The organism is Streptomyces sp. NBC_01410 (assembly GCF_045040195.1).
Lineage (GTDB): Bacteria > Actinomycetota > Actinomycetes > Streptomycetales > Streptomycetaceae > Streptomyces.
In genome coordinates this window covers 4,357,938-4,382,460 of the sequence record NZ_CP109530.1, presented here as the reverse complement: position 1 = coordinate 4,382,460, position 24,523 = coordinate 4,357,938, and the positions used below count along the sequence as shown (strand labels likewise).

The following is a 24,523-nucleotide window of genomic DNA, read 5'->3' as shown; positions in this document are numbered from 1 at the left end:
GCGAGGAGCGGGGACCCCTGCACTCAGGTAGCAGCCCCCTACGGGTCCGTACCTCTGGAGTCGGACACGGATCCAGCCGCGCAGGTTGACGCCCGATGTGTGGTGCGCCACTACCTTCGAAATGTGACTGTGATCGCGACCGAAAGCCTGAGCAAGCGGTTCCCCCGGGTGACCGCGCTTGACCGGCTCTCCTTGGACATCGGACCCGGTGTGACCGGCCTGGTGGGCGCCAACGGAGCCGGCAAGTCCACGTTGATCAAGATCCTGCTGGGTCTGTCCCCTGCCACGGAGGGCCGGGCCGCCGTGCTCGGCCTCGACGTCGCCACGAGCGGCGCCGCCATCCGGGAACAGGTGGGGTACATGCCCGAGCACGACTGCCTGCCGCCTGATGTGTCGGCCACCGAGTTCGTCGTCCACATGGCGCGCATGTCCGGGCTGCCGCCGACGGCCGCCCGCGAGCGCACCGCCGACACGCTGCGCCATGTCGGGCTGTACGAGGAGCGGTACCGCCCCATCGGCGGCTACTCGACCGGCATGAAACAGCGCGTCAAGCTCGCGCAGGCCCTCGTCCACGACCCGAAGCTGGTCCTCCTGGACGAGCCGACCAACGGGCTCGACCCGGTCGGCCGCGACGAGATGCTGAACCTGATCCGCCGCATCCACACCGACTTCGGCATCTCGGTCCTGGTCACCTCGCACCTCCTCGGCGAACTCGAACGCACCTGTGACCATGTCGTCGTCATCGACGGCGGCGCGCTGCTGCGCTCCAGTTCGACCAGCGACTTCACCCAGATCACCACGACCCTCGCCGTCGAGGTCACCGACACGGACACCCATCCCGACGGCACCGCGGTGCTCCGTGAGGCGCTCGCCGCCGCCGGAATCACGCTCCACGCGCGCGTGGAGGAAGGTCTGCCCGGAGCGGGCCACATCCTCCTCATCGAGGCGACGGGCGAGGAGACGTACGACGTCGTGCGCGACACCGTCGCCGGGCTCGGCCTCGGTCTCGTACGGATGGAACAGCGCCGCCACCACATCGCCGAGGTCTTCCGCCCCGAAGGTCCCCAGACAGCGGCCCAGCCCATGGAGGTGCAGGCGCGATGAGCACAGAGCTCACCGGGGTCCCGGGCAGCGGTGCCCAGAACGAGACCACCCGGATCCACAACATCGGATACCGCAACTACGAAGGCCCGCGGCTCGGCCGGGCGTACGCCCGCCGCTCGCTCTACTCGCAGTCGCTGCGCGGCGCGTACGGACTGGGCCGCTCGGCCAAGTCCAAGGTCCTGCCGATGATCCTCTTCGCGGTGATGTGCCTGCCTGCGGCGATCATCGTCGCGGTCGCCGTCGCCACGAAGCTCAAGGACCTGCCGCTCGACTACACCCGCTACGCGATCGTCACCCAGGCGGTCATCGGGCTGTTCCTCGCCGCGCAGGCTCCGCAGTCCGTCTCGCGCGATCTGCGCTTCAAGACGGTTCCGCTGTACTTCTCTCGTCCCATCGAGCGCATCGACTACGTACTCGCCAAGTACGGGGCCATGGCTTCGGCGCTGTTCGTGCTCACCGCGGCGCCCCTGGTCGTCCTCTACATCGGTTCGCTGCTCGCCAAGATGGACTTCGCGGACCAGACGAAGGGCTTCGCGCAGGGCATGGTCTCCGTCGCGCTCCTGTCCGTACTCTTCGGCGGCATCGGCCTGGTGATGGCCGCGCTCACCCCGCGCCGGGGCTTCGGCGTCGCCGCCGTCATCGCGACGATGACCATCACCTACGGCGCGGTCTCCACCGTCCAGGCGATCGCCTGGGAGACCGGATCACCCGAAGTGATCAAGTGGCTCGGCCTCTTCTCGCCGGTCACCCTCATCGACGGTGTACAGACCGCGTTCCTCGGCGCCACCTCGGCCTTCCCTGGCGAGGCGGGCCCCGGTGCGGGCCCGGGCATGGTCTATCTGCTCGTCGTCCTCGCGCTCGTCGCCGGCTCGTACGCCGTACTGATGCGCCGCTACCGAAAGGTCGGGCTGTGACCACCATCAACATCGAGCACACCTCGCGGTGGTTCGGAAATGTCGTGGCCGTCAACGACGTGACCATGACCGTCGGTCCGGGCGTCACCGGACTGCTCGGTCCCAACGGCGCCGGAAAGTCCACCATCATCAACATGATGGGTGGTTTCCTGGCCCCCTCGACGGGAAGCGTCACGCTCGACGGTCGGGCGATCTGGCGCAACGAGTCGGTCTACCGCCAGATCGGCGTCGTACCGGAGCGGGAAGCCATGTACGACTTCCTCACGGGCCGCGAATTCGTCGTCGCCAACGCCGAGTTGCACAATCTGGGCAAGAAGGCCGCCCAGAAGGCGCTCGCCACGGTCGAGATGGAGTACGCGCAGGACCGCAAGATCGCGACGTACAGCAAGGGCATGCGGCAGCGCGTGAAGATGGCGTCCGCCCTGGTGCACGAGCCGTCCGTGCTGCTGCTCGACGAGCCCTTCAACGGCATGGACCCGCGCCAGCGCATGCAGCTGATGGACCTGCTGAGGCGGATGGGCGCGGAAGGCCGCACCGTGCTGTTCTCCTCGCACATCCTGGAGGAGGTCGAGCAACTCGCCTCGCACATCGAGGTGATCGTGGCAGGACGGCATGCCGCGTCCGGCGACTTCCGCAAGATCCGCCGGCTGATGACGGACCGGCCGCACCGCTATCTCGTACGGTCCAGCGACGACCGGGCGCTTGCCGCTGCCCTGATCGCCGACCCGTCGACGGCGGGCATCGAGGTCGACCTGGCCGAGGGCGCGCTGCGCATCCAGGCCGTCGACTTCGGCCGGTTCACCGAGCTGCTGCCGCGGGTCGCCCGCGAGCACTCGATCCGGCTGCTGACGGTCTCGCCCTCGGACGAGTCCCTCGAATCGGTCTTCTCCTACCTCGTAGCGGCCTGAAAGGAGCTGTGTCGTCCATGTACAACCCCACAGTCGCCCGGCTCACCTATCGGGCCGTGCTCGGCAGGCGCCGCGCGGCGATCCTGTTCGTACTGCCCGGTCTGCTGCTGCTCATCGCGGTGGCGGTCCGGAGCTTCAACGGCCTGGACGACCAGGTCGCGGCCGACCTCCTCGGCGGATTCGCCATCGCCACGATGGTGCCGCTGATCGGAGTGATCGCCGGCACCGGCGCGATCGGGCCCGAGATCGACGACGGGTCGATCGTCTATCTGCTCGCCAAGCCGGTGAAGCGCCCGACGATCATTTTCACGAAACTGATCGTGGCCATCGCGATCACCATGGCCTTCTCGGCGATTCCCACGCTGATCGCCGGGTTCATCCTCAACGGCAACGGCCAGCAGGTCGCCATCGCCTACACGGTCGCGGCGCTGGTCGCATCGATCGCGTACAGCGCGCTGTTCCTTCTCCTCGGCACGGTCAGCCGCCATGCGGTCGTCATCGGACTCGTCTACGCGCTGGTGTGGGAGACGCTGTTCGGCAGCCTCGTGCCGGGGGCGCGCACGCTGAGCGTGCAGCAGTGGTCGCTGTCACTCGCCGAGAAGATCGGCGGGGAGGGGCTGATCGGCTCGGACGTGGGGCTGCCGCTCGCCGTGACGCTGCTGGCGGGAGTCACGGTGGTGGCGACCTGGTACGCCGGTCAGAAGCTCAGGGTGCTGAAGCTCGCCGGCGAGGAGTGATCTGGAAGGCCCTCTGACAGTCGGGCAGTTCGTTCTCGGCCCCCGTCCTCAGGGCGGGGGCCGACGCGTACTGGCAGGGCGCCGGTCGCCGCGCCGGAAAATCAGTGGCAGCGAATCGTCCACCGGGGCACAGTAGTTGAGCCGGGCGCACGCCAGTGCGACCGACGCCACCGACCGGGAGAGGAGCGCGGCGATGACCGAGAGTACGAGTGCGAGTCCGTCGAGCTCCCCACAGGGCAGCGCCGGGCAGGCAGCGGAGTAGCCACCGACGACTCCGCGAGGCCGCCCGCAGGCAGCTGCCCGGGGGCGGCCGCTTCGAGCGCGCATCTGCGCGGGCCGCCCCCTCCCGGTTCGGGCCCTTCCCCGTGACCGCCCGACGCAAGGGCACCGGGGCCGGGGTGTTGTGCCCACCCGTTCCGCCCCAGCGGAACGAATGCCCACAACGGTGCGTCAGCCCAGCAACCTCTCCAGTACCACCGCGATGCCGTCGTGGTCGTTCGACGCCGTGATCTCGTGCGCCACGGCCTTCAGCTCTTCATGCGCATTGGCCATCGCCACACCGTGCGCCGCCCACCCGAACATCGGGATGTCGTTCGGCATGTCGCCGAACGCGATCGTGTCCGCGGCCCGCAGCCCAAGGCGCCTCGCCGCCAGCGACAGCCCCGTCGCCTTGCTCAGCCCCAGCGGCAGCATCTCCACGATGCCCGCGCCCGCCATCACCACGTTCACCAGGCTGCCGACGGTCGCCCTGGCCACGCTCGTCAGCGCGTCGTCGTCCAGCTCCTGATGCTGGATGTACACCTTGTTCAGCGGGGCCGACCACAACTCGGCCGGGTCCTCGTACGCCACCACCGGCAGCGGGCCTTCCTGCACCCGGTATCCGGGGCCGACCAGCACTTCGCCGTCGAGCCCGTCGCGGCTCGCGGCCAGCGCCAGCGGGCCGACCTCCGCCTCGATCTTGGAGAGCGCGAGCCGGGCCAGCTGCCGGTCCAGCGTCAGGGACGTCAGCAGCCGGTGCTCGCCAGCGTGGTAGACCTGCGCGCCCTGGCCGCAGACGGCGAGGCCCTCGTAGCCCAGGTCGTCCAGGATGTGCCGGGTCCAGGGCACGGCACGTCCGGTGACGATGATGTGCGCGGCGCCCGCCGCGGTGGCCGCGGCGAGCGCGTCGCGCGTGCGCTGCGAGACCGTGTCGTCGTCACGCAGCAGCGTGCCGTCGAGATCGGTCGCGATCAGGCGGTACCGCAAGCTCACTTGGAGACCGGTTCAAGCACTTCACGACCGCCGAGGTACGGCCGGAGCACCTCGGGCACCCGCACCGAACCGTCCGCCAGCTGGTGGTTCTCCAGGATCGCCACGATCGTGCGCGGTACGGCGCACAGCGTGCCGTTCAGCGTCGCCAGCGGCTGCACCTTCTTGCCGTCACGCATCCGGACCGACAGGCGGCGCGCCTGGAAGCCGTCGCAGTTCGAGGCGGAGGTCAGCTCGCGGTACTTGCCCTGCGTCGGGATCCACGCCTCGCAGTCGTACTTGCGCGAGGCGGAGGCGCCCAGGTCGCCGGTGGCCACATCGATCACCTGGAACGGCAGCTCCAGGCCGGTCAGCCACTGCTTCTCCCAGTCGAGGAGCCGCTTGTGCTCGGCCTCCGCGTCCTCGGGAGCGACGTACGAGAACATCTCGACCTTGTCGAACTGGTGCACCCGGAAGATGCCGCGGGTGTCCTTGCCGTACGTCCCCGCCTCGCGGCGGAAGCACGGCGAGAAGCCGGCGTAGCGCAGCGGCAGCTTGTCCGCGTCGAGGATCTCGTCCATGTGGTACGCCGCGAGCGGGACCTCGGAGGTGCCGACCAGGTAGTAGTCGTCCTTCTCCAGGTGGTAGACGTTCTCCGCGGCCTGGCCGAGGAAGCCCGTGCCCTCCATGGCGCGCGGCCGGACCAGTGCGGGCGTCAGCATCGGGATGAACCCGGCCTCCGTCGCCTGCGCGATCGCGGCGTTGACGAGCGCGAGTTCGAGCAGCGCGCCGACGCCCGTCAGGTAGTAGAAGCGCGATCCCGACACCTTGGCGCCGCGCTCGACGTCGATGGCGCCGAGCGCCTCGCCGAGCTCCAGGTGGTCCTTGGGCTCGAAGCCCTCGGCGCCGAAGTCGCGGATCGTGCCGTGCGTCTCGAGGACGACGAAGTCCTCCTCGCCGCCGACCGGGACGTCCTCGTGGACGATGTTCCCGAGCAGGAGCAGCAGCCGCCTGGCCTCTTCGTCGGCCTCGTCCTGGGCCGCGTCTGCGGCCTTGACGTCGGCCTTCAGTTGCTCGGCCCTCTTCAGCAGCTCGGCGCGCTCTTCGGGAGTGGCCCTGGGGATGAGCTTGCCGAGCTGCTTCTGCTCGGAACGCAGCTGGTCGAAGCGGAGGCCGGACGACCTGCGCCGCTCATCGGCCTGGAGCAGGGCGTCGACGAGTTCGACGTCCTCTCCACGGGCGCGCTGGGAGGCGCGAACACGGTCGGGGTCCTCACGGAGCAGGCGAAGGTCAATCACCCCACCAGGCTACCGGTGCCGACTCGCTCAACCTCACTCGATATTGCCTTGCGTGTCACTATGTCCGAATTGCCGGAATTTAGAAAGCTGCCGCCTATTCACCGGGCACGCGTCAATAAACGTTCGACCGCTCGCCGAAATGGGGCACCCGGCCGTTGTCTGAATTGACCCGCTTCTCTTGTGGCGGGTGGGACTCGGGCTCCCCTTGTCCACAGGGATACGGGCTGTCGCACGGTTATCCACAGGCTGTGTGCGAGATCTGTGGACCACGGAAATGATCATTTCCAATGGCGGGCGCGGGCCGGAGGATTCCCCTTCCAAACCCACCTCACACGCTCATTCGGGTGGGAATTCCTCGCTCCAAAGAGTTGATCAATGGAATTGAGGTGACACAAGGCACCGTGCGTACCTGTGGACGGAAGTGGGCGACTGGACCGATTTGTCGACCATGTCGTGTTGTGTTGTCGACTTGTCCCCAGGTCGAGAAGCGCACCTGTGGATAACTTCTGTGGATAACGAAAATCTGCAGGTAGGACCGGTTCGGACCCCGACCCGGACGCCGGCCCCGGCCCCGCAGTGGGCTCAGGCCCGGCCGTCCTGGCAGCGCGCCAGCCAGTCGGACGCCGCTGTGAACTCCGCGTCCGACGTCCCCGCACGCAGCGCCCGTACGTCCCCGACCGCCACACCCGCCCGCGGGTACGAACCGAGGAACCGCACATTCGGACAGATCCGCTTCAGCCCCATCAGCGCCTCGCCCACCCGGCGGTCCGAAATATGGCCCTCGGCGTCCACGGCGAAGCAGTAGTTCCCGATCCCCGCACCCGTCGGCCGGGACTGGATCAGCATCAGGTTGACCCCGCGCACCGCGAACTCCTGGAGCAGTTCGAGCAGCGCACCCGGGTGGTCGTCGCCCAGCCAGATGACCACCGACGTCTTGTCCGCACCGGTCGGCGCCGCGGGCCTGGCCGGACGGCCTACGAGCACGAAGCGGGTTTCCGCGTTCTCGGCGTCATGGATCTCGGTGACCAGCGGCTCAAGGCCGTATGTCACCGCCGCGAACTCGCCCGCGAAAGCCGCGTCGTAGCGGCCTTCCTGCACCAGCCGAGCGCCGTCCGCGTTCGACGCGGCCGACTCCCACAGGGCATCGGGAAGATGGGCCCGCAGCCAGTTGCGCACCTGCGGCTGGGCGACCGGATGGCCGGTCACCGTCTTCACCTCGGACAGCTTGGTGCCCGGGCGTACCAGCAGCGCGAAGGCGATGGGCAGCAGCACCTCGCGGTAGATCATCAGCGGTTCGCCGGAGGCGAGCTCGTCGAGGGTCGCGGTGACGCCGCCCTCGACGGAGTTCTCGATCGGTACGAGGGCGGCCGCGGCGTCCCCGTTGCGTACGGCATCGAGCGCGGCGGGCACGGACACCATCGGGACGAGCTCCCGCGTGGCGGCTTCCGGGAGCGTACGCAGGGCGGCCTCGGTGAAGGTGCCCTCGGGGCCGAGATAGGTATAACGAGTGGCTGACATACGTCATCCTCGATCGAGCGGCAGCGGCGGCGTCGGTGACTGCGCACGCCCCGACCGGGGGTTCGGCGGTTGTCCCCCGATGTATGCAGCGCGCGTGGCCGACATACCGTCACCCTAATGGGCCCGGCGTTCCTGGGGGTGTCCGGCGGATCAGGCTGGGCTCGCGACGCCCTGCGACTCCGTCTCCTGCGTTGTCGTCGGTCGGCATGGCTCCGCCATGCCTCCCTCCTCCGCCATGCCTCCCTCCTCCGCCTTGGATCCGAAGCCGCATGACGCCGCTCCCTGATCCAGCCTGATCCGCCGGACACCCCCTAGGACTCCAGGAGCCGCTGTCCCACGTACTCGCCCTCCTCCGGCCCGCCCGGCGCCGCGAACAGCCCGCTCGCCTCGTGGCGGATGAACGCCGACAGCGCATCGCCCCGGTCGAGCTTGCGCTGCACCGGAACGAAGCCGCGCAGCGGATCGGCCTGCCAGCAGACGAAGAGCAGCCCGGCGTCCGGCGTCCCGTCGGCACCGATCCCGTCGTGGAAGGAGAACGGCCGCCGCAGCATCGCCGCGCCGCCGTTCTGCTCGGGCGCGGAGATCCGGGCATGGGCGTTGTCCGGGATGACCAGCTTTCCGTCCGGGCCGGTCTTGTCGAGCGCGAGCTCGGTGGTCTCACTGCCGCCGCTCAGCGGAGCGCCGTCGGACTTGCGACGGCCGATCACCTGCTCCTGCTTCGTGAGCGGCAGCTGCTCCCAGTCGTCGAGCAGCATCCTGATCCGGCGTACGACGGCGTACGAGCCGCCCGCCATCCACGCGTACTTCGCCTCCGAGGTCCCCGACCCCGAGGTCCCCGACGGCTGCGACGGCACGAAGATCCGCTTGTCGAAGTCGGGCTCGGACGGCTTCGGATTGCGGGTGCCGTCGATCTGGCCCATCAGATTGCGGGCGGTCATCGGCTTTCCGGTGGCCCCCGGCGAACGGTTGAAGCCGTTCATCTGCCAGCGCACCCGGGCTGCCTCCCCCGCCGCCTTCTGGATCGCGCGCAGCGCGTGGAAGGCGACCAGCGCGTCGTCCGCGCCGATCTGCACCCAGAGATCACCGTCCGACCGCTTCTTGTCCAGCTGGTCGGAGGAGAACGCGGGCAGCGGGTCCAGCTGCGGCGGGCGCTGCGCCACCAGCCCCGTACGGTCGAAGAAGCTGCGGCCGAAGCCGAAGGTGAGCGTCAGCGAGGACGGCCCGGCGTCCAGCGCGACGCCCGTGTCGCCCTCGCCCGCCGACCGGCCAGCCATCAGCCCACTCGCGAGCGCGGACCAGCGGCGCAGCAGCGCGGCGGCCTCCTTGCGGCCCGCACCGGGGACCAGGTCGAAGGCGATCAGATGGCCGCGGGCCTGGAGCGGCGTGGTGATGCCCGCCTGATGAGTGCCGTGGAAGGGGATGCCGGTGGAGCCGAGCGTCGTCAGCGCGGTCGGGACGTCGCCGGAGGCCGCGGCATGCGCGGCGGCGCCGCCCGCGGCCCCCAGCACAAGACCGGTGGCGCCGGCCGCACCCACGGTGCCGAGCAGCCGCCGCCTGGAGATGTCGTTGTCGCGCACAGGGTCACTCACGGGTGGGTCAGCCGATCTTGATGTTCTCGTCGGTGGTGGTCTGGTCGATGTCGGAGGTCCGCACGGTCACCTGGACGTGCCAGTCGCCGGGCATCGGGATCTGGACCGCGTCCGCGCTCCAGTGTCCCGTGGCGACGCGTTCGGGCGTGATCGGCAGCGGGCCGATCTGCTTGGCCTTGAGGGTGAAGGAGACCTTCACCTCCGGCACGTCCATCGGCTTCAGGTCCGGGCTGTAGATCCAGACGTGCATCACGTTGGCGCCGGAGGTGGCCGGGTCGAGGCTGAGCCGGACGGTGCCCTTGCCGTTCTTGCCGCGGGTGTCGAAGGGCAGCTTGATCTCGGTGGGGCCGTTCGGCACGGCCGCGGCGGCTTGCGAGCCCGAGGCGTTGGCGGCCTCTTCTTCCGTACGGCCCGGTTCGGTGGACGTCAGGATGGTGGTCACAGCGAGCAGGACCACCGCGATGCCTGCCTCGGCCAGTACGGAACGGCGCAGTCCGGAACGTACCGGGTCAGCGTCCCTGGCCTTGCCCCGGGCCTTCTTCTTCTGGGCCGTGGCCACCGCGGCCTTCTGCCGGGCGAGTTGGGCGACGCGCTCGGGATCCGCGGCGTCCTCGGCAACCGGGTCAGCTTCATCGGCCGCCTCCTCGGCAACCAGGTCCGCCTCATCGGCCGCCTCCTCGTCGGCCTCCTCCTCGCCCGCCTCCGTCACCTCCGCCGACTCGGCGAGCTGCGCCGTCCACCGACGCGAGATCCACGCGACGCTCACCAGGACGACGACCAGCCCCACCTTGATCAGCAGCAGCTGCCCGTACCACGTCCCGGTCAGCGCCGACCAGGAGCCGACCTGCCGCCAGGACTGGTAGATCCCGGTCGCCGCGAGCACGACCACGCTGCCGAACGCCACCTTGGAGAACCGCCGTACCGCAGCCCGCTCGATCGACGGTGCACGGTAGAGCGCGGTCAGCAGCGCCGCGAGCCCGCCGAGCCAGGTCGCGACGGCCAGCAGATGAGCGACGTCCACGGGCATCGCAAGTCCCGGCTGAATGCCCGTCGACGCATGCTCCGAGAGCGCCCATGTCGCCGCGATCCCCGCCGCGACGACCGCGCCGCCGATGGCGAGTCCGAAGGTCAGGTCCTTCTTCTCGCCCTCGTCCTCCCGCTTCGCGTACGCCCCGAAGAGCACGGCGATGAACAGCGCGGCCGCCCCCAGCAGCATCAGCCGGGAGCTGAGCGCGGCGCCGGTCTTGGTCTGCAGGACGTCCTGCAGCCCGCCGAGGTCGAAGGCGTCCGCCAGTTTCCCGGAGCCGGTGTACGGGGTGCGCAGCAGCAGCGTCGCGAGAGTGGCCGCGGTGAGCGTCACCCACCCCCGTACGACCAGGCGTTGCAGCGGCCGTACGGAAGCACCCCGCTGCCAGCAGACGAGCACGAAGGCCGCGCCGCCCGTCAGCAGCACGAAGCCCGCGTACGAGGCGTAGCGCGCCATGTCGTAGAGGACGCCGACCACTCCGCCGCCGGCCTTCTGGTCGGGAACAACGGCGGTGGTCTTGGAAGGCGCCCCGATGGAGAAGGTGAAGGCACCGGAGACGGGATGGCTGTCGGCCGAAACGGCCTGCCAGGCCACGGTGTAGGTGCCGTCGGGCAGTCCGGGCAGCAGATCGACGCCGTAGATGACCTTGCCGCCGGTGCCGAGGTCGCGGACGGCGGCCTTGTCGGCGCGTTTGCCGCTGGGTTCGAGGACCCGGATCGAGTCGTTCCCCATGGCCACCTGCTCGGAGAAGGTGAGCGTGACGTCCTTGGGGGCGGTGGCGACCACCGCCCCGTCCTTCGGGTTGCTCCCGGTCAGCGCGGCATGCGCCGACGCGGGGCTCGCACCGGCCAGGAGCGCACCGAAGAGCGTGCCGACGAGCACGATCGCGGCGAGCAGCAGCCGGAGGGGGGACGGGCCGAAGCGCGGGGCGGTGGCTGTCACGGATTGATCAGTCCCTCGGTGCTCAGTGCTTCTTGGGGTTGTACGTGGGCTCCTTGACGGGAAGTTCGACCGTGATCGGGTCGGACTCCTCGAAGCGCAGCTTCACGGTGACCTTCTCGCCCTGCTTCGGCTGCTGCTTGAGCTTCATGAACATGATGTGGTTTCCACCGCGTTCGAGATCGAGCTCGCCGTCCGCCGGGACGTCGAAGGCCTTCACCTCCTGCATCGTCTGCTTCTTCGACTCGTGGATCGTGATGTCGTCGGAGATGTCGCTCGTGACGGTGGTGAGCTTGTCCGCCCCACCACCGCTGTTGTGCACCGTCAGAAAACCGGCGGCCATGTCACCGACGGGCTGTGGCATGAACCCGCCGCTGACCTTCAACTCCGGTTTGCCGTCGGACGAGCAGCCCGCCAGCGCCAGCCCCGCGGTCAGGGCTATGACGGCAGCGAGAGACGTACGCCGGTTCACGGGTTCTCCCCGCGGATGATCTTCGGGAGGTCCTTGGCGTAGTCGTCCGCCGTGGTGTCCTCGCCGTAGAGCACATAGCCCTTGTCGGTCTTCGGGGAGAAGGCGATGACCTGGGCGCCGTGCATGGAGACGACCGTGCCGTCCTTCTCCTTCTTCGGCGGGTCGATGCCGATGCCGATCTGGCGTGCGCCGGCCTGGATGGTCGGGAAGTCGCCGGTGAGCCCGGTGAAGGACGGGTCTCCGGCGCTCGGCAGCCACTTGGCCAGCTCCGCCGGGGTGTCGCGCTCCGGATCGGTGGTGACGAACACGACCTGGAGCTTGTCCTGGTCGGCCTTGGGGAGCTGCTTCCTGGCGATGGCGATATTGCTCATCGTCAGCGGGCAGACGTCGGGGCAGTGCGTGTAGCCGAAGTAGATCAGCGTCGGTTTGCCCTTGGTCTGCTCACGCAGGTCGTACTTCTTGCCGTGGGTGTCCGTGAGGACGAGGTTCGGCTTGGTGAACGGCTGGTCGAGCACGGTCGCGGGCCGGTTCGCCCCGGCCGAGACATCGGCGACAGGGCTCTTGGCGGAGTCGTCGCCGCCCGAGCAGGCGGAGAGGCTGAGCGCAGCGGCCACGACGAGCGTGGCCGCGAGCACGGTCTTCTTGCGCATGGAGAAATGTCCCAAGTGTGGTGTACGGAGCGTCAGGAGGAGCGACGGCGGCCGGCCAGGACACCGAAGGCCACACCCGCGATGCCGACCAGGATGCCGAAGACCGCCAGGATGCGGGCCGTCGTGTCGCTGCTGTCGGCGGACGCGGTCTCGGACTTCGTGTCCTCGTCGTGCCCGGCGTTCTTGCCGTCCTTCGCGGACGCGTCCTTCGCACTGCCGCCGTGGTGGTCCTCGGTCGCGGCCGACAGCTTCAGGACGGGCGCGGGAGACTCGGGCTCCGGGGCGCCCTCCTTCGCCTCCTCGATCCAGCGCACGACCTCCTTGTTGTCGTACGTCTGGAGTGCCTTGAACACCAACTGGTCGGTGTCCTCGGGCAGTCGGCCGAGGGAGACGGGGAACTGCTGGAACTCGCCCGGAGCGATCTTTCCGCCGTCCGCGGTCCACGTGATCTTGGACGGGGCCTCGGTGATCTGCTTGCCGTGCACCTCAAGAGGCTTGGCCAGCTTGGCCTTGGTGACGACGGCCTTCCAGCCGGGGACGGGCTGCGGCATGGCGGAGGCCATCGGGTGGTCGGCCGGGAGGCTGACCTCGAGCTTCACGGTCGAGGCGTTGTCGCGCTCGTTGGGGACCTTGAAGTTGACCGTCGCGTAACCGCCCTTGGCGGCCGCGCCCTGCGGCTGCACGCTGACGTGCGCGAAGGCGGTGCCCGAGAGGAGCAGCACGGAGGAAGCAGCGATTCCGGTCGCGACAGCGATACGGGAAAGGTTCATGGGTGAGGACACTCCACAGTTCAGAAGAGGTGAGTGTGCGCCGCGCACATACGGATGCGCGGACACCACGGCACCACTCCCGTCGAGTGGGCCGCGTCAGGCTGCCAGAGCGAGGCGGGCGGGAGGCCCGCGCCTGATCACCGTGTGCTGGAGTGCCTCACCGGCGAGGAGCGCGGGAGGGGCGGACGAGATCCGGGCAGTGCGCGGATCCACGGCGGGCGCCACCGCCAGACCGGAACGCAGCGCCCGTACGAGACGGAGAGCGGCACGCAGCGAACGCAGCCGGCCCGCCTCGGCCACCTCATGGGCCGAGTCCGCCGACAAGCGGATCAGCCGCTCCAGCGCCAGATCCCCGCGCCGCAGCAGCCAGCCGGTCGCGAGCGCGGCCAGCAGATGCCCCAGCAGCATGGGGAGGGAGGGCAGCAGTTCCGGCGAAGCGACGGCGGTCTGCGCCACGTGCTCATGGCCGAGGTGTCCGCCGGGTCCGCCCTGTCCGGGCGGGGTGATACCGGAGGTGGTGACGATCCGCCGGGCGTCCGCGGGGCTGATCGAGGCGGCGCCCGCCCCGCACATCAGTTTCGCGGCCATCCTGATCAACGCGTCGTCCGCCGTGGGGGCGAGGCGCAGCTGATGCTGTCCGAGCCCGAACAGGGCGTGCAGGGAAAGCTGTCCGGCCGTGAGCGCGACCGCGATGGACGGCAGCGAGCGCACCCGTCCCGCGAACGGCGCTACCAGCGCGAACATCCCGACGAAGCCTGCCGTGAGCGTCCACCAGGGAATCGCGGCGCATGCCGCCAGCGCATGTCCCGTCGCGGACAGCACAACGCAGACCGCGGTGAACACCGCGGCCCTCAGCAGCCGGGGACCGGCTCCGGCGCGCGCAACGGGAAGGGACGACATGGCCGGGTCATCATCGCACTGTGCCCGGAGCGCCCATACGGCAGGTCCGGAAGATCCCTTTTCTGACGCGCATCGCCGCGTACGAGGCCTCAAGCGCCGGCGCATACACCGCCACCCGAACCGTGCGCATCCGCCGAATGAGCGCAATCACATCAACTGTGTGCTTACGCACGGTGTCTTACGGCAATACGTATCGGTATGTCGAGCCGCAGCCAGGAGGCCGGAGCATGAGCATCTGGTGGTCACTCCACTTGCGGCGCGATGCCGCGAGCGTCCCGCTCGCCCGCCGCCTCTTGCTCGGCACGATGGAGACCGCGGGAGTCGATCCCGACATCTCCTACGATCTGTCGGTCGCCCTCAGTGAGGCCTGCGCGAACGCCGTGGAACACGGCGGCGGTCAGGGGGCCGGCGAAGCCTCGGCGGCGTACCGCGTGACCGCCTATCTGGACGGCGAGAAGTGCCGTATCGAAGTGGCCGATTCGGGGCCCGGCTTTCCCGTCCGGCGCGGCGGGCAGTGCGCGCATGCCGCGCAACCACCGTCCCCGACCGCCGAAAGCGGCCGCGGTCTCTGTCTCATCGAGCAGCTCGCCGACCATGTTCATGTCCGCAACCGGCCCGGCCGGGGTGCGGTGGTCAGCTTCGACAAGATCCTCAAATGGCGGGAGGGCGCGCTGCTCAAGGTCTCCTGAGCAGCGCGCCCTCCTGGAGGTTGTGTCCGGCCTCCGGGTCAGCCCTTGAGCGAGGCCATCCAGGCCTCGACCTCGTCGGCCTGCCGCGGCAGCGCCGCCGACAGATTGCGGTTGCCGTCCTCGGTCACCAGGATGTCGTCCTCGATCCGGACGCCGATGCCGCGGTACTCCTGCGGCACGGTCAGGTCGTCCGCCTGGAAGTAGAGCCCGGGCTCCACCGTCAGACACATGCCCGGCTCCAGGGTCCCGTCGACATAGGCCTCGGTGCGCGCGGCGGCGCAGTCGTGGACGTCCATGCCGAGCATGTGGCCGGTGCCGTGCAGCGTCCAGCGGCGCTGCAGACCCAGCTCCAGCACCCGCTCCACCGGACCCTCGATCAGACCCCACTCGACGAGCTTCTCGGCGAGCACCCGCTGCGAGGCGTCGTGGAAGTCGCGGAACTTGGCACCCGGCTTCACGGCCGCGATGCCCGCCTCCTGGGACTCGTACACCGCGTCGTAGATCTTGCGCTGCAGCTCGTTGAAGCGGCCGTTGACCGGCAGCGTGCGCGTGATGTCCGCGGTGTAGAGGGTGTGGGTCTCCACGCCGGCGTCCAGCAGCAGCAGCTCGCCGGAGCGGACCGGTCCGTCGTTGCGCACCCAGTGCAGGGTGGTCGCGTGCGGTCCCGCGGCGCAGATCGAGCCGTAGCCGATGTCGTTGCCCTCGACGCGGGCGCGCAGGAAGAAGGTGCCCTCGATGTAGCGCTCGCTGGTCGCCTCGGCCTTGTCCAGGACTCTGACGACGTCCTCGAAGCCGCGCGCGGTGGAGTCGCACGCCTTCTGGAGCTCGCCGATCTCGAACTCGTCCTTCACGGCACGCGCCTCGGAGAGGTAAACGCGCAGTTCCTCGTCGCGCTCCGCGGTGACCTTGTCGGTCAGCGCCGCCTCGATACCGGCGTCGTGGCCGCGCACGGCGCGGACCGGGCCGCTCGCTTCGCGCAGCTTCTCCGGCAGCTCGCGCACGTCCTTGGCCGGGATGCCCAGCAGCTGCTCGGCCTCGGCCAGGGAGTGACGCCGGCCGACCCACAGCTCGCCCTGGCCCGACAGCCAGAACTCGCCGTTCTCACGGTTGGAGCGCGGCAGCAGGTAGACGGTGGCCTTGTGCGCGCCGTTCTTGGGCTCCAGAACGAGGACGCCGTCCTCCGTCAGGTCGCCGGTGAGGTAGGCGTACTCGGTGGAGGCGCGGAAGGCGTACTCGGTGTCATTGGAGCGGGTCTTCAGATTGCCCGCCGGGATCACCAGGCGCTCGCCGGGAAAACGCGCGGACAGCGCGGCACGGCGGGCGGCGGTCTGCGAGGCCTGCGCGATGGGCTCCAGGTCGCGCAGCGCGGTGTCGGCCCAGCCCGTCGTCATGTTCTCGGCGAGCTCGTCGGACACGCCCGGGTACAGGCCGTTCTTACGCTGCTTGATCGGCTGCTCTTCTTCTTCCGGGGTCTCCGGGGGGAGCTCCTCGGCCACGTCTGCCTCCTGGGCCTGTCGGCCTTTCCTGATACGACACTGGGACCTCCCCTGGCTTCAGCCGGGGGCGACCTCACCATCGTATGTGTGAGCGGAAGACGGCCAGGTGTCCTGTGGAAAACGTGCGACGAATCAGTCAAAACGGGCAGCGAGCAACACCACGTCCTCACCGGTGTCGGCCTCGTCGAGCCCCTCGGGCAGCACCGTGCGCAGCACATGCTCGGCGATCGCTCCCGGGTCGTCGCGCAGCGACTTCGGCACACTCGCGGCCGCCGCGTGCAGCCGGGCGAAAGCCCGGTCCATGGGGTCACCGGTACGCTGCAGCAGCCCGTCGGTGTAGAGAAGCACCGTTTCTCCGGGCTCGGGGGACAGCTCCACGCTCGGAGCCTCCCAGCACGCGAGCATCCCCAGCGGCGCGGACAGGGACGTCTCGACGAACTCGGTACGCCGCTCCCCGACCACCAGCGGAGGTGTGTGCCCGGCGCCGGCCAGCACGATCTTCCTGGCGGCAGGCTCCGCGTACGCGAAGAGCGCGGTCGCGGTACGGGCCGGTTCCGTCAGCCGCAGCAACAGCTCCAGATCGGACAGTACGGCGACGGGGTCCTCGCCCTCCATCACGGCGTACGCCCGCAGTGAGGCGCGCAGCCGTCCCATCGCGGCCATCGCGCTGGGACCGGAGCCGCTGACCGATCCGACCGCGAGCCCCAGCGCTCCCTCGGGCAGTGGCAGCGCGTCGTACCAGTCGCCACCGCCGCCTGGGGTGGTGCGGTGTCTGACGGCGAGCTGGACGCCGGGCACCCGGGGCAGCCGGCTGGGCAGCAGTTCCTCGGCGACGGTCGCCACCGTGGCGCGCGCCTGCTCCAGCTCGACGAGCCGGGCCAGATGCTCGGTGGCGTAGCGCATGTAGAGGCCGACCAGATGGCACTGGCGCTCCACCGGGGTGGCGGGCTCGTCGTACATCCACACGGCGGCGCCGAGCGTTCCGGCCGCTTCGGAGGCGAGCGGCACGGTGTAGCTGGCGGCGTAGCCGAGGCGGACGGCCACCTCGCGGTGGCGGGAGTCGAGCGTCTTGTCGGCGAGCAGATCGGGCTGGGCGACAGCCTCGGGAGGTCCGTCCGGGCCGGGCAGTCCGTCCGGGAGGCGGCCGTCCAGGATCCGCCCGTAGGCGGTCGCGGTGCGCGGCACCGTCTCGATGTGGCCAAGTTCGGCATGGGTGAACCCGAGGCCCTTGGTGAGGGCGGGACCGCGGTCCGGCTCGAAACAGTCGGCCCGTGAGACGGCGGAGGCGGGTTCGAGGACAACCAGGCCACGCCGGGCGCCGACGAGGGCGGCACCGGCGCGCAGCAGTTCATGCAGGGCGTCGTCGAGCGAAGCGGTCCGGACCAGCCGCTCGGTGAGTTCGTGGAGGGTGGTCAGGTCGGAGACCCAGCCTGCGAGCCGGTCCTGAATCACCGCTCCGGGAGGGGCCGGTGCGGCGGGGATGGCGGGCAGGGCGGCGGCAGTGTGCGCGGGGTTGGGAACCGTTGAATCGATTCCAGCCACTTTCGGCAGGTGAGAGGGGCTCATGGCAGCCGGCTTTCCGACTGGTGCGTTTCGCTCAATAGCATCGCAAACCCCCATGTCATTCTGCGCCGCTATCAATGCATCCACATGTACACGCACAAGTAAGGGGATGTCCAGCATTGGACCAGTGGGATCGGTGGTGTCTAGGTGACCTTGAACTTGGCCGAAAAAAGCACCCCCTGGCGGTCAATTGAGGTCGACTGAGGGCTGTTCGGCAGGGGGGATCCTCCCAGGGCGAAGCCCGAGGGGGAGTCATTCCAAGCGGGATGGGTACCTAAACGGTGATGGCCAGGGGCAGTTGAGACCGCCCCGGAACCTGGCGACGGGCCCGGGCGTCATAACAGCCGGAGGCCGCGCCTCATCCCCGAGCGGCGGGGAAAAGTTCAGCGGGACTGCAAGCGCCAGGCGCGCGCCACCCCTCGCCACACGTTTAATGGACTACAGCCCACGTTCGGCCCCGGGCGGCGATCCTGCCGCAGGCGAAGCGGCGGGCCGCCCATGCCACAGGCAAGGGGCGGCGATGCGCCGACTTGTACGCACAGTGAAGAGCTGCACACAAGGTGTGATGTGGTGGACCTCGGCGTTCAACGGAAAGGAACGAGCGCTCATGCGCGAGATCCTCGGAAGGCGACGCAGGCTCCGGTTCCGGCGCAAGAGGGGGCCTGTCCAGCTCGACGCGGCGCTCATCTGCGCCGCCGGGTGGCAATGGCCCGTACTCCCCGGTGTGGGACTGAAAGCGGCCGGAAGTCGCGGTGACCGCGGGCGCGGCTGCGCCTGCCCCGACCCCGAGTGCGTCGTACCCGGCGCGCACCCCTTCGACCCCGGAATCCTCGCGGCGACGACGGACGAGCGGATGGTGCGCTGGTGGTGGACCAACCGGCCCACCGCTCCGATCATGCTGGCCACCGGAGGGCGTGCGCCCTGCGCCGTCAGCCTGCCGGCGGTCGCCGGGGCGCGAGCCCTGTCGGCGCTGGACCGGATGGGCATGCGGCTCGGCCCGGTTGTGGCGACGCCCACCCGCTGGTCGCTGCTTGTGGCTCCGTACACCCTCGAACGGCTCGGTGAACTTCTCTTCGTCAAGGACTGCGTGCCCAGTTCGCTGCGCTTCCACGGAGAGGGCGGCTATCTCGTGCTGCCGCCTTCGGAGGCCGGGACGGGACAGGTGCGCTGGGAACGCGCGCCGCTGCCCGGCTCCGCGGCTCCCTGGCTGCCGGATGTGGAGGCGGTGGTGGACGCGCTGGTCGAGGCGAGCACCAGCGCACCGGACGGCGGCAGCCGCCTCGCGTACTGACCGCGCGTACTGCCAGCGCGTAAAGACAACGTGCACTGACAACGTGCACAACGTGCACTGATCCGGGCCGGCTCCGTCACTCGTACGGGTAGGAGCCGGCCCGAGTTGTATGGGAATTGGGCGCGCGGCGCCCCGGGCGCCCGCATTCCGTCGCTATCTTCGGCCCACCGTCAACATTTTCCCGCGCAGTCGGCAGGTGGACCCATGAATCTCCGCATGATCGGGCTCTGCGCTGTCGTGGTGTTCACCGCGCTGCTGCCGCTGGCCGCGTTCGCCGGGCCGAGCGGCGGAATCTGGCCGGGATCCGGCGCTGCACCCCTGGACGAGGCGAAGCCGAAAACCGATGCCCGGCCCGGCCTGCTGCCCGGTCTCGGCTCCGCCGAAGGGCCGGGCGACGGAGCAGCCGCCTCCGACCCCGCCGAGTCCTCCGGTGTGACCGGGGCCACTGCCCCGCAGACATCGGCCCGATGTGGGCCGGAACTCACCTCTCCCGAGGGCGTCGAGGCACAGACCTGCGTACTGAGAGAGGGGCGCGACACCTGGGCGCGTACCTACTACCGCAATGCGACGGGCGAGGAATTGAGTTCCGTACTCACTCTGATGGGGCCCGGCGGACGCACTTTGCAGACCAACTGTGTGGTCGAGGCGGGCGACGAACCGGATGTCTGTGAGACGCCCCGTGAGCTCTCGCGAGGGCCTGTTGCGCGGTATTCGGCGGTGTCGGAGTTCGCGACTGCGGACGAGGCGGGCGAAGGGCCGCTGCTGCTGCGATCCGGGAGCAACTCGGCTACTCCGGCTGGCCGTTGAGGAATGAGCCATTCCGCGGAAATGGAAGCGCCCGGTCGCTGGCGACGGGGGATGCACCAGCGACCGGGCTTCTAGAACGGTAACAAGAGATCGGCGGTTCGCAAATTCGATCTCGGGTATTCGGACAGGGATTTACTTGCCCGTAGGGCGAGTTGTGACTGGAGTCACCTATCGGTCGACAGAAACCGTCACTCTCAGCTCAGGGTGACTTGGCGGTTGGTGAGCCCGCCGCGCGCCCGGCGCTCCTCGGCGGTCAGCGGAGCGTCCGTCCGAAGAGCCTTTGCCAGCCGCTCGGCGAGCTCGGCCGCGGGCTTCTCGCACTCCTCGGCGCCCATCCCGCTCGGCAGGTCCCAGACGGGGACCATCAGGCCGTGCGCGCGGAAGGAGCCGACCAGCCGCGTGTCCTCGCCGAGGGAGGAGGTGCCTGCGGCGTGCAGCCGGGCGAGCGCGTCGAGGAGCTGCTCCTCGGGGTGCGGCATGACCCAGCGCAGATGGTTCTTCTCCGGGGTCTCGCACCAGTAGGCGGCGTCGACGCCGGAGAGCTTCACGGTCGGGATCGCCGCGGCGTTCGCGCGCTCCAGCGATGCGGCGACCTCGGGGGTGGCGTTCTCCGCGGAGTCCGGGACCCAGAACTCGAAGCCGGAGTGGACGACCGGCTCGAATTCGGCGCTCTCGTCGAGGAGGTCCTGAAGGCGGGGGCCGTCGGCGGGCACCCGCTCGGCGGCGACCGGAGTGCCGGGCTCGGCGCTCAGCGCACGCCGGAGCGTATCGGCCAGATCGCGGCTCAGATCGCCCGACGACGTGTCGTTCTGCAGGCCGAGCAGCACGGAGCCGTCGTCGCGGCGCAGCGCGGGCCAGGCCATCGGCAGTACGGTCGCGAGGGTCACCGAGGGCACGCCCTCGGGCAGTCCGCCCTTCAGGGTCAGCTCAACGGTGGCGGCGGGCACCAGTTCGCGCAGGGCTACCCAATCGCACTCGCCGGGCAGGCCCTCGAAGGGACGCTGGACCAGCTCGGTCACGGCGTGCGCGGCGGCCCGGCCGTGACAGGCCTTGTAGCGGCGGCCCGATCCGCACGGGCAGGGCTCGCGGGCCCCGACGACCGGAATCTCCCCGCTTTCGATCTGGGGCTTGGCGGCCTTCGTCTGGGGGCGCTTCTTCGCCATGGTGTGGCTCTCTCCCGACTGCGGTGGTGCTGTGTCGGGCGCGAGCCTAGTCCTCTGTCGCCGTGACGGGGGAGCAGCGGCTCACAAGCGCGGCCTGGTGCGCCGAACCGGTGGTGCCGGTTCCGCTCCCCGTATCCCGCTCCCCGTTCCGCTCCTCCGCCCCGCTCTCCGCTTCGGCCGGGCTTCGGTCGCGGCTTCAGTCGAGGTCGTCGTACGAGTCCGCGAAGTTGAAGCCGGGGCCGGGGCCGGCGACGCGCGTAGCGAAATCCTCGCGGCGGCGCCCTTCGGTAACGATGACCCACACGGTGACCTCACCGGCCGCGCTGTCCCGGACACCCCAGTCCTGGGCGAGCGCGCTGATGATGTTGAGCCCCCGGCCACCACGCGCCGTGACCGAAGGCGTGGCCGGAACCGGCCGGGTCGGACCGCCTCCGTCCGTCACTTCCACGGTGAGCCGGCCTATCGCGTCGACCCGCCATGCTGCGCGGATGTCGCCGTCGCCCACCTCGGCGTGGCCCAGCGGCCTGCCATGACGGCATGCGTTGCTGAGAAGCTCGGAAAGGATAAGAACTGCATCGTCGACGACCGTTTCGGACATCCCGCTGCGTCGCAATTGCTCCCGCATACGGTGTCTCGCCTCACCCACGCCCGCAGGGCCATGGGGTACGGCCATGCTCGACGACGTGGGCACCTCCTGTGCCACCACCAACGCCACCCCCGAGACCTCCTTTGCCCCACGCCACGGTGTGAATGCCCCAATGGACTGGACCGGAAACCGGCCAACGGCAGGTCAGTGACGCACTCGTAACGATCGAATACGGACCGAACGCGCCGGTGCACTCCCTGTCATCAGAGTGAGCGACGACCCAACTGGGACAGCACCTGTTTGGGGCGATTGGTGATGATTGCCTCGACGCCCAGCCGGGCACAAAGCTCCACGTCCTCCGGCTCATTGACCGTCCAGACATGGACACGATGGCCCGCGCGGTGCAGCCGGTCGATATAGCCGGGGTGGTTGCGTACGATCCGCATCCCCGGTCCCGCGATCCGCGCGCCGGCCGGCAGCCGTCCGTCGCGCAGCCGCGGGGTCACGAACTGCATCAGATAGACGGTGGGCAGGTTGGGGCTGGCCGCGGAGACCCGGTGCAGTGAGCGGGCCGAGAAGCTCATGATCCGTACGGGGGAGTCGTCGGCCGTGGCCGGATCGGCCAGCCCGAAGCGGCCGAGCAACTGGATCAGCCGCTCCTCCACCTGGCCCGCCCAGCGGGTGGGGTGCTTGGTCTCGATCGCCAGCTCGATGCGCCGCCCGGAGTCGGCCACCAGCTCCAGCAGCCGCTCCAGGGTCAGTACGGACGTGAAGGACGGGTCTCCCCAGTCGGGGCTCTCCTCGCTGTCCTTCCAGGACCCGAAATCGAGGGCGGCGAGATCCGCGAGCTCCAGGGCGGAGACGGCGCCCCGGCCGTTGGACGTGCGGTTGATGCGCCGGTCGTGGACACAGACGAGATGGCCGTCCGCGGTGAGCCGTACATCGCACTCGAGGGCGTCCGCGCCGTCCTCGATCGCCTTCTTGTACGCGGCGAGGGTGTGCTCGGGCGCGTCCTCGGAGGCGCCTCGGTGGGCGACGACCTGGATGTTGTGCTGTCGTGCTTGAGTCACCGCGTCATGGTGTCACCGCAAACGGGGTAGGCGGGTGCCGGGGGCCGTCATGTGTCACTCGCAGGTCCGTCCGAAGGGCGGGCGGTATCTGTCCGGCGGCCCTGGAGATGCGTCCGTTTTGCCGGACGTAAAGGATTGCGTAGATACGCACAGGTCCCGCTTACAGTGGCCTGACGGGCTGTGGGAAAAGCTGTCCGCAGACACTTGCATAGCGCCGACGTGGAACCTGAGGAGAAACAGCTGTGAGCACCGAGAACGAGGGCAACGAGGGCACTGCGGTACCGGCCGCCCCGTCCGTACCTCCTGTGCCGGCCGCTGCTCCCGCGGGCATGCCCGCGTCCACCGAGGGAGCCGGGGCGGACCGGGCGCCTCACACGAACGGGGCCACCCGAACCATCGAGCCGGCAGCGGCCGCGGTCCAGGAGCCCGGGCACTCCCCCCAGCCCGAGCCAACCACCGCGCCGCTGCCCGGTCCCGTACCTGCCGCCGCGGCGGCCGGCGGCCACCCGCAGGGAGCCGACTGGCCGCCGCCCCCGCCCGCACTCCCCTCGTACGGGAGCGGCTCCTACGGGGGCGGCTCCCATGGGGGCGGCTCCCACGGGAGCGGCGACAGCGGCGGCGGCCCGGTCTGGGGAGCACCCGCCCAGGTCTCGGAGCCCCCGCGCAAGCGTTCCGGCGGCCTGGTCGCCGCGGTGCTCGTGGCCGCGCTCGTCGCGGGCGGCGTCGGCGGCGGCATCGGCTACTGGGCCGCCGAGCACAACGACGACGGCATCGACTCGACCACGGTCTCCGCGGCCGACACCCCCAAGGACTTCAAGCGCGAGCCGGGCACGGTCGCCGCGGTCGCGGCCAAGGCGCTGCCGAGCGTGGTCACCATCGAGGCGAAGGCGGGCGGCGCCGACGTCGGCGAGAGCGGTGAGACCGAGGGCGGCACGGGCACCGGCTTCGTCTACGACAAGGAAGGCCACATCCTCACCAACAACCACGTGGTGGCCTCCGCGGCCGACGGCGGCACGCTGTCCGCGACCTTCTCCAACGGCAAGAAGTACGACGCCGAAGTGATCGGCCGGGCACAGGGTTACGACGTCGCCGTACTGAAGCTGAAGAACGCGCCATCGGGGCTGAACCCGCTGGCCCTCGGCAACTCCGAGCAGGTCGCCGTCGGCGACTCCACCATCGCGATCGGCGCTCCCTTCGGCCTGTCGAACACCGTCACCACCGGCATCATCAGCGCGAAGAACCGCCCGGTCGCCTCCGGCGACGGCTCCAGCGGCAAGAACTCGTACATGAGCGCCCTCCAGACCGACGCCTCGATCAACCCGGGCAACTCCGGCGGCCCGCTGCTCGATGCACGCGGCGCGGTCATCGGCATCAACTCCGCGATCCAGTCGGCGGGCAGCGGCCTCGGCCAGACGCAGGCGGGCTCGATCGGCCTCGGCTTCGCCATCCCGATCAACCAGGCGAAGAACGTCGCGGTACAGCTGATCAAGACGGGCAAGCCGGTCTACCCGGTGATCGGTGCCACGGTCGACATGTCGGGCAAGAACTCCGGCGCCAAGATCGCCACCCAGGGCACGGGCGGCACCCCAGCGGTGTCCCCGAACGGCCCGGCGGCGAAGGCGGGCCTCAAGGCGGGCGACGTCATCACCCAGTTCAACGGCAAGCCGGTGGAGAGCGGCCCGACGCTGATCAGCGAAATCTGGAACCACAAGCCGGGCGACAAGGTGACGCTCACGTACGAGCGCGACGGCAAGGAACACACGGCGGAGGTCGTCCTGGGCAAGCGCACGGGCGACAGCTGACCG

At 69.8% G+C, this 24,523-nt stretch carries 22 protein-coding genes; 8 read left to right on the top strand and 14 right to left on the bottom strand.

Translation table 11 applies throughout. The annotated features are described in order from the left end of the window. The first annotated feature begins 129 nt into the window (after positions 1–129). Genes OG741_RS20070 through OG741_RS20055 form a run of 4 tightly spaced genes read left to right on the top strand, consistent with a single transcriptional unit; the run spans position 130 to position 3,663 of the window. A complete protein-coding gene (locus tag OG741_RS20070; protein ID WP_405605669.1) occupies positions 130–1,104 on the top strand; it encodes an ABC transporter ATP-binding protein in 975 nt (324 codons plus the stop codon). Beyond that, positions 1,101–2,018, top strand: coding sequence for an ABC transporter permease (locus tag OG741_RS20065; protein ID WP_405599778.1), 918 nt, complete (start codon positions 1,101–1,103; stop codon positions 2,016–2,018). Before OG741_RS20070 ends, OG741_RS20065 begins: the two co-directional genes overlap by 4 nt. Then, positions 2,015–2,926, top strand: coding sequence for an ABC transporter ATP-binding protein (locus tag OG741_RS20060; RefSeq protein WP_405599776.1), 912 nt, complete (start codon positions 2,015–2,017; stop codon positions 2,924–2,926). Before OG741_RS20065 ends, OG741_RS20060 begins: the two co-directional genes overlap by 4 nt. A gap of 17 nt (positions 2,927–2,943) precedes the next feature. Next, complete coding sequence (locus tag OG741_RS20055) at positions 2,944–3,663, top strand: ABC transporter permease subunit (RefSeq protein ID WP_405599774.1); 720 nt, start codon at positions 2,944–2,946, stop codon at positions 3,661–3,663. 450 nt (positions 3,664–4,113) lie between these two features. On the opposite strand, the gene OG741_RS20050 is transcribed toward OG741_RS20055, so the two are convergent. The 9 genes from OG741_RS20050 to OG741_RS20010 form a co-directional block, all read right to left on the bottom strand. After that, positions 4,114–4,914, bottom strand: a complete 801-nt coding sequence (locus tag OG741_RS20050) for an HAD family hydrolase (RefSeq protein ID WP_405599772.1) — start codon at positions 4,912–4,914, stop codon at positions 4,114–4,116. Next, entirely contained in the window at positions 4,911–6,188 is a 1,278-nt protein-coding gene (gene serS / locus OG741_RS20045) for a serine--tRNA ligase (protein WP_405599770.1), read from the bottom strand. Before serS ends, OG741_RS20050 begins: the two co-directional genes overlap by 4 nt. 582 nt (positions 6,189–6,770) lie before the next feature. Continuing rightward, on the bottom strand, positions 6,771–7,706 hold the full coding sequence (gene pheA / locus OG741_RS20040) for a prephenate dehydratase (RefSeq protein WP_405599768.1): 936 nt from the start codon (positions 7,704–7,706) through the stop codon (positions 6,771–6,773). A gap of 311 nt (positions 7,707–8,017) precedes the next feature. Continuing rightward, entirely contained in the window at positions 8,018–9,283 is a 1,266-nt protein-coding gene (efeB, locus tag OG741_RS20035; protein WP_405605667.1) for an iron uptake transporter deferrochelatase/peroxidase subunit, read from the bottom strand. A 19-nt stretch (positions 9,284–9,302) separates the two neighbouring features. Continuing rightward, entirely contained in the window at positions 9,303–11,264 is a 1,962-nt protein-coding gene (locus OG741_RS20030) for a copper resistance CopC/CopD family protein (RefSeq protein ID WP_405599766.1), read from the bottom strand. 22 nt (positions 11,265–11,286) lie between these two features. Then, on the bottom strand, positions 11,287–11,733 hold the full coding sequence (locus tag OG741_RS20025; protein WP_405599764.1) for a copper chaperone PCu(A)C: 447 nt from the start codon (positions 11,731–11,733) through the stop codon (positions 11,287–11,289). Continuing rightward, complete coding sequence (locus OG741_RS20020; RefSeq protein WP_328674415.1) at positions 11,730–12,383, bottom strand: SCO family protein; 654 nt, start codon at positions 12,381–12,383, stop codon at positions 11,730–11,732. The genes OG741_RS20025 and OG741_RS20020 overlap by 4 nt, the downstream gene beginning before the upstream one ends. A 32-nt stretch (positions 12,384–12,415) precedes the next feature. Next, positions 12,416–13,153 (bottom strand): YcnI family protein, encoded by a 738-nt coding sequence (locus OG741_RS20015; protein ID WP_405599761.1) that lies wholly within the window; start codon positions 13,151–13,153, stop codon positions 12,416–12,418. A 96-nt stretch (positions 13,154–13,249) separates the two neighbouring features. Next, complete coding sequence (locus OG741_RS20010; protein ID WP_405599759.1) at positions 13,250–14,053, bottom strand: hypothetical protein; 804 nt, start codon at positions 14,051–14,053, stop codon at positions 13,250–13,252. 227 nt (positions 14,054–14,280) lie between these two features. Here OG741_RS20010 and OG741_RS20005 point away from each other — a divergent pair, with 227 nt between their 5' ends. Further along, positions 14,281–14,742: an ATP-binding protein gene (locus tag OG741_RS20005; protein WP_405599756.1), complete on the top strand. Its 462-nt coding sequence runs from the start codon at positions 14,281–14,283 to the stop codon at positions 14,740–14,742. Positions 14,743–14,780: 38 nt separating this feature from the next. Here OG741_RS20005 and OG741_RS20000 read toward each other — a convergent pair whose 3' ends face one another. Together OG741_RS20000 and OG741_RS19995 are read right to left on the bottom strand one after the other, a co-directional pair. Then, positions 14,781–16,238 (bottom strand): aminopeptidase P family protein, encoded by a 1,458-nt coding sequence (locus OG741_RS20000; RefSeq protein WP_405599753.1) that lies wholly within the window; start codon positions 16,236–16,238, stop codon positions 14,781–14,783. Between the two features lie 132 nt (positions 16,239–16,370). Then, on the bottom strand, positions 16,371–17,921 hold the full coding sequence (locus OG741_RS19995; protein WP_405599751.1) for a PP2C family protein-serine/threonine phosphatase: 1,551 nt from the start codon (positions 17,919–17,921) through the stop codon (positions 16,371–16,373). A 487-nt stretch (positions 17,922–18,408) separates the two neighbouring features. On the opposite strand from OG741_RS19995, the gene OG741_RS19990 reads away from it, so the two are divergent. Together OG741_RS19990 and OG741_RS19985 are read left to right on the top strand one after the other, a co-directional pair. Continuing rightward, positions 18,409–19,092 (top strand): bifunctional DNA primase/polymerase, encoded by a 684-nt coding sequence (locus OG741_RS19990; protein WP_405599749.1) that lies wholly within the window; start codon positions 18,409–18,411, stop codon positions 19,090–19,092. Between the two features lie 204 nt (positions 19,093–19,296). Next, positions 19,297–19,899, top strand: coding sequence for a hypothetical protein (locus OG741_RS19985; RefSeq protein WP_405599746.1), 603 nt, complete (start codon positions 19,297–19,299; stop codon positions 19,897–19,899). A 194-nt stretch (positions 19,900–20,093) separates the two neighbouring features. On the opposite strand, the gene OG741_RS19980 is transcribed toward OG741_RS19985, so the two are convergent. The 3 genes from OG741_RS19980 to OG741_RS19970 all read right to left on the bottom strand — a co-directional run bounded on the left by OG741_RS19980 (position 20,094) and on the right by OG741_RS19970 (position 22,718). Further along, entirely contained in the window at positions 20,094–21,062 is a 969-nt protein-coding gene (locus OG741_RS19980; protein ID WP_405599744.1) for a DUF5926 family protein, read from the bottom strand. Positions 21,063–21,258: 196 nt separating this feature from the next. Then, a complete protein-coding gene (locus OG741_RS19975; RefSeq protein ID WP_405605665.1) occupies positions 21,259–21,822 on the bottom strand; it encodes an ATP-binding protein in 564 nt (187 codons plus the stop codon). Between the two features lie 89 nt (positions 21,823–21,911). Further along, positions 21,912–22,718 carry a glycerophosphodiester phosphodiesterase gene (locus OG741_RS19970; RefSeq protein WP_266480742.1) on the bottom strand — a complete coding sequence of 269 codons (807 nt, stop codon included), beginning with the start codon at positions 22,716–22,718 and terminating at the stop codon, positions 21,912–21,914. A gap of 242 nt (positions 22,719–22,960) precedes the next feature. On the opposite strand from OG741_RS19970, the gene OG741_RS19965 reads away from it, so the two are divergent. Next, on the top strand, positions 22,961–24,520 hold the full coding sequence (locus tag OG741_RS19965) for a S1C family serine protease (RefSeq protein ID WP_405599741.1): 1,560 nt from the start codon (positions 22,961–22,963) through the stop codon (positions 24,518–24,520). Positions 24,521–24,523: the final 3 nt, after the last annotated feature.

What these genes read in the sequence shown, in the direction of transcription:
- OG741_RS20065 (WP_405599778.1), top strand. Translation starts at nt 1,101, where the DNA reads ATGAGCACAGAGCTCACCGGGGTCCCGGGCAGCGGTGCCCAGAACGAG.
- OG741_RS20055 (WP_405599774.1), top strand. Translation starts at nt 2,944, where the DNA reads ATGTACAACCCCACAGTCGCCCGGCTCACCTATCGGGCCGTGCTCGGC.
- pheA (WP_405599768.1), bottom strand. Translation starts at nt 7,706, where the DNA reads ATGTCAGCCACTCGTTATACCTATCTCGGCCCCGAGGGCACCTTCACC.
- OG741_RS20020 (WP_328674415.1), bottom strand. Translation starts at nt 12,383, where the DNA reads ATGCGCAAGAAGACCGTGCTCGCGGCCACGCTCGTCGTGGCCGCTGCG.
- OG741_RS20015 (WP_405599761.1), bottom strand. Translation starts at nt 13,153, where the DNA reads ATGAACCTTTCCCGTATCGCTGTCGCGACCGGAATCGCTGCTTCCTCC.
- OG741_RS20010 (WP_405599759.1), bottom strand. Translation starts at nt 14,053, where the DNA reads ATGTCGTCCCTTCCCGTTGCGCGCGCCGGAGCCGGTCCCCGGCTGCTG.
- OG741_RS20005 (WP_405599756.1), top strand. Translation starts at nt 14,281, where the DNA reads ATGAGCATCTGGTGGTCACTCCACTTGCGGCGCGATGCCGCGAGCGTC.
- OG741_RS19995 (WP_405599751.1), bottom strand. Translation starts at nt 17,921, where the DNA reads ATGCTGGACATCCCCTTACTTGTGCGTGTACATGTGGATGCATTGATA.
- OG741_RS19990 (WP_405599749.1), top strand. Translation starts at nt 18,409, where the DNA reads ATGCGCGAGATCCTCGGAAGGCGACGCAGGCTCCGGTTCCGGCGCAAG.
- OG741_RS19985 (WP_405599746.1), top strand. Translation starts at nt 19,297, where the DNA reads ATGAATCTCCGCATGATCGGGCTCTGCGCTGTCGTGGTGTTCACCGCG.
- OG741_RS19980 (WP_405599744.1), bottom strand. Translation starts at nt 21,062, where the DNA reads ATGGCGAAGAAGCGCCCCCAGACGAAGGCCGCCAAGCCCCAGATCGAA.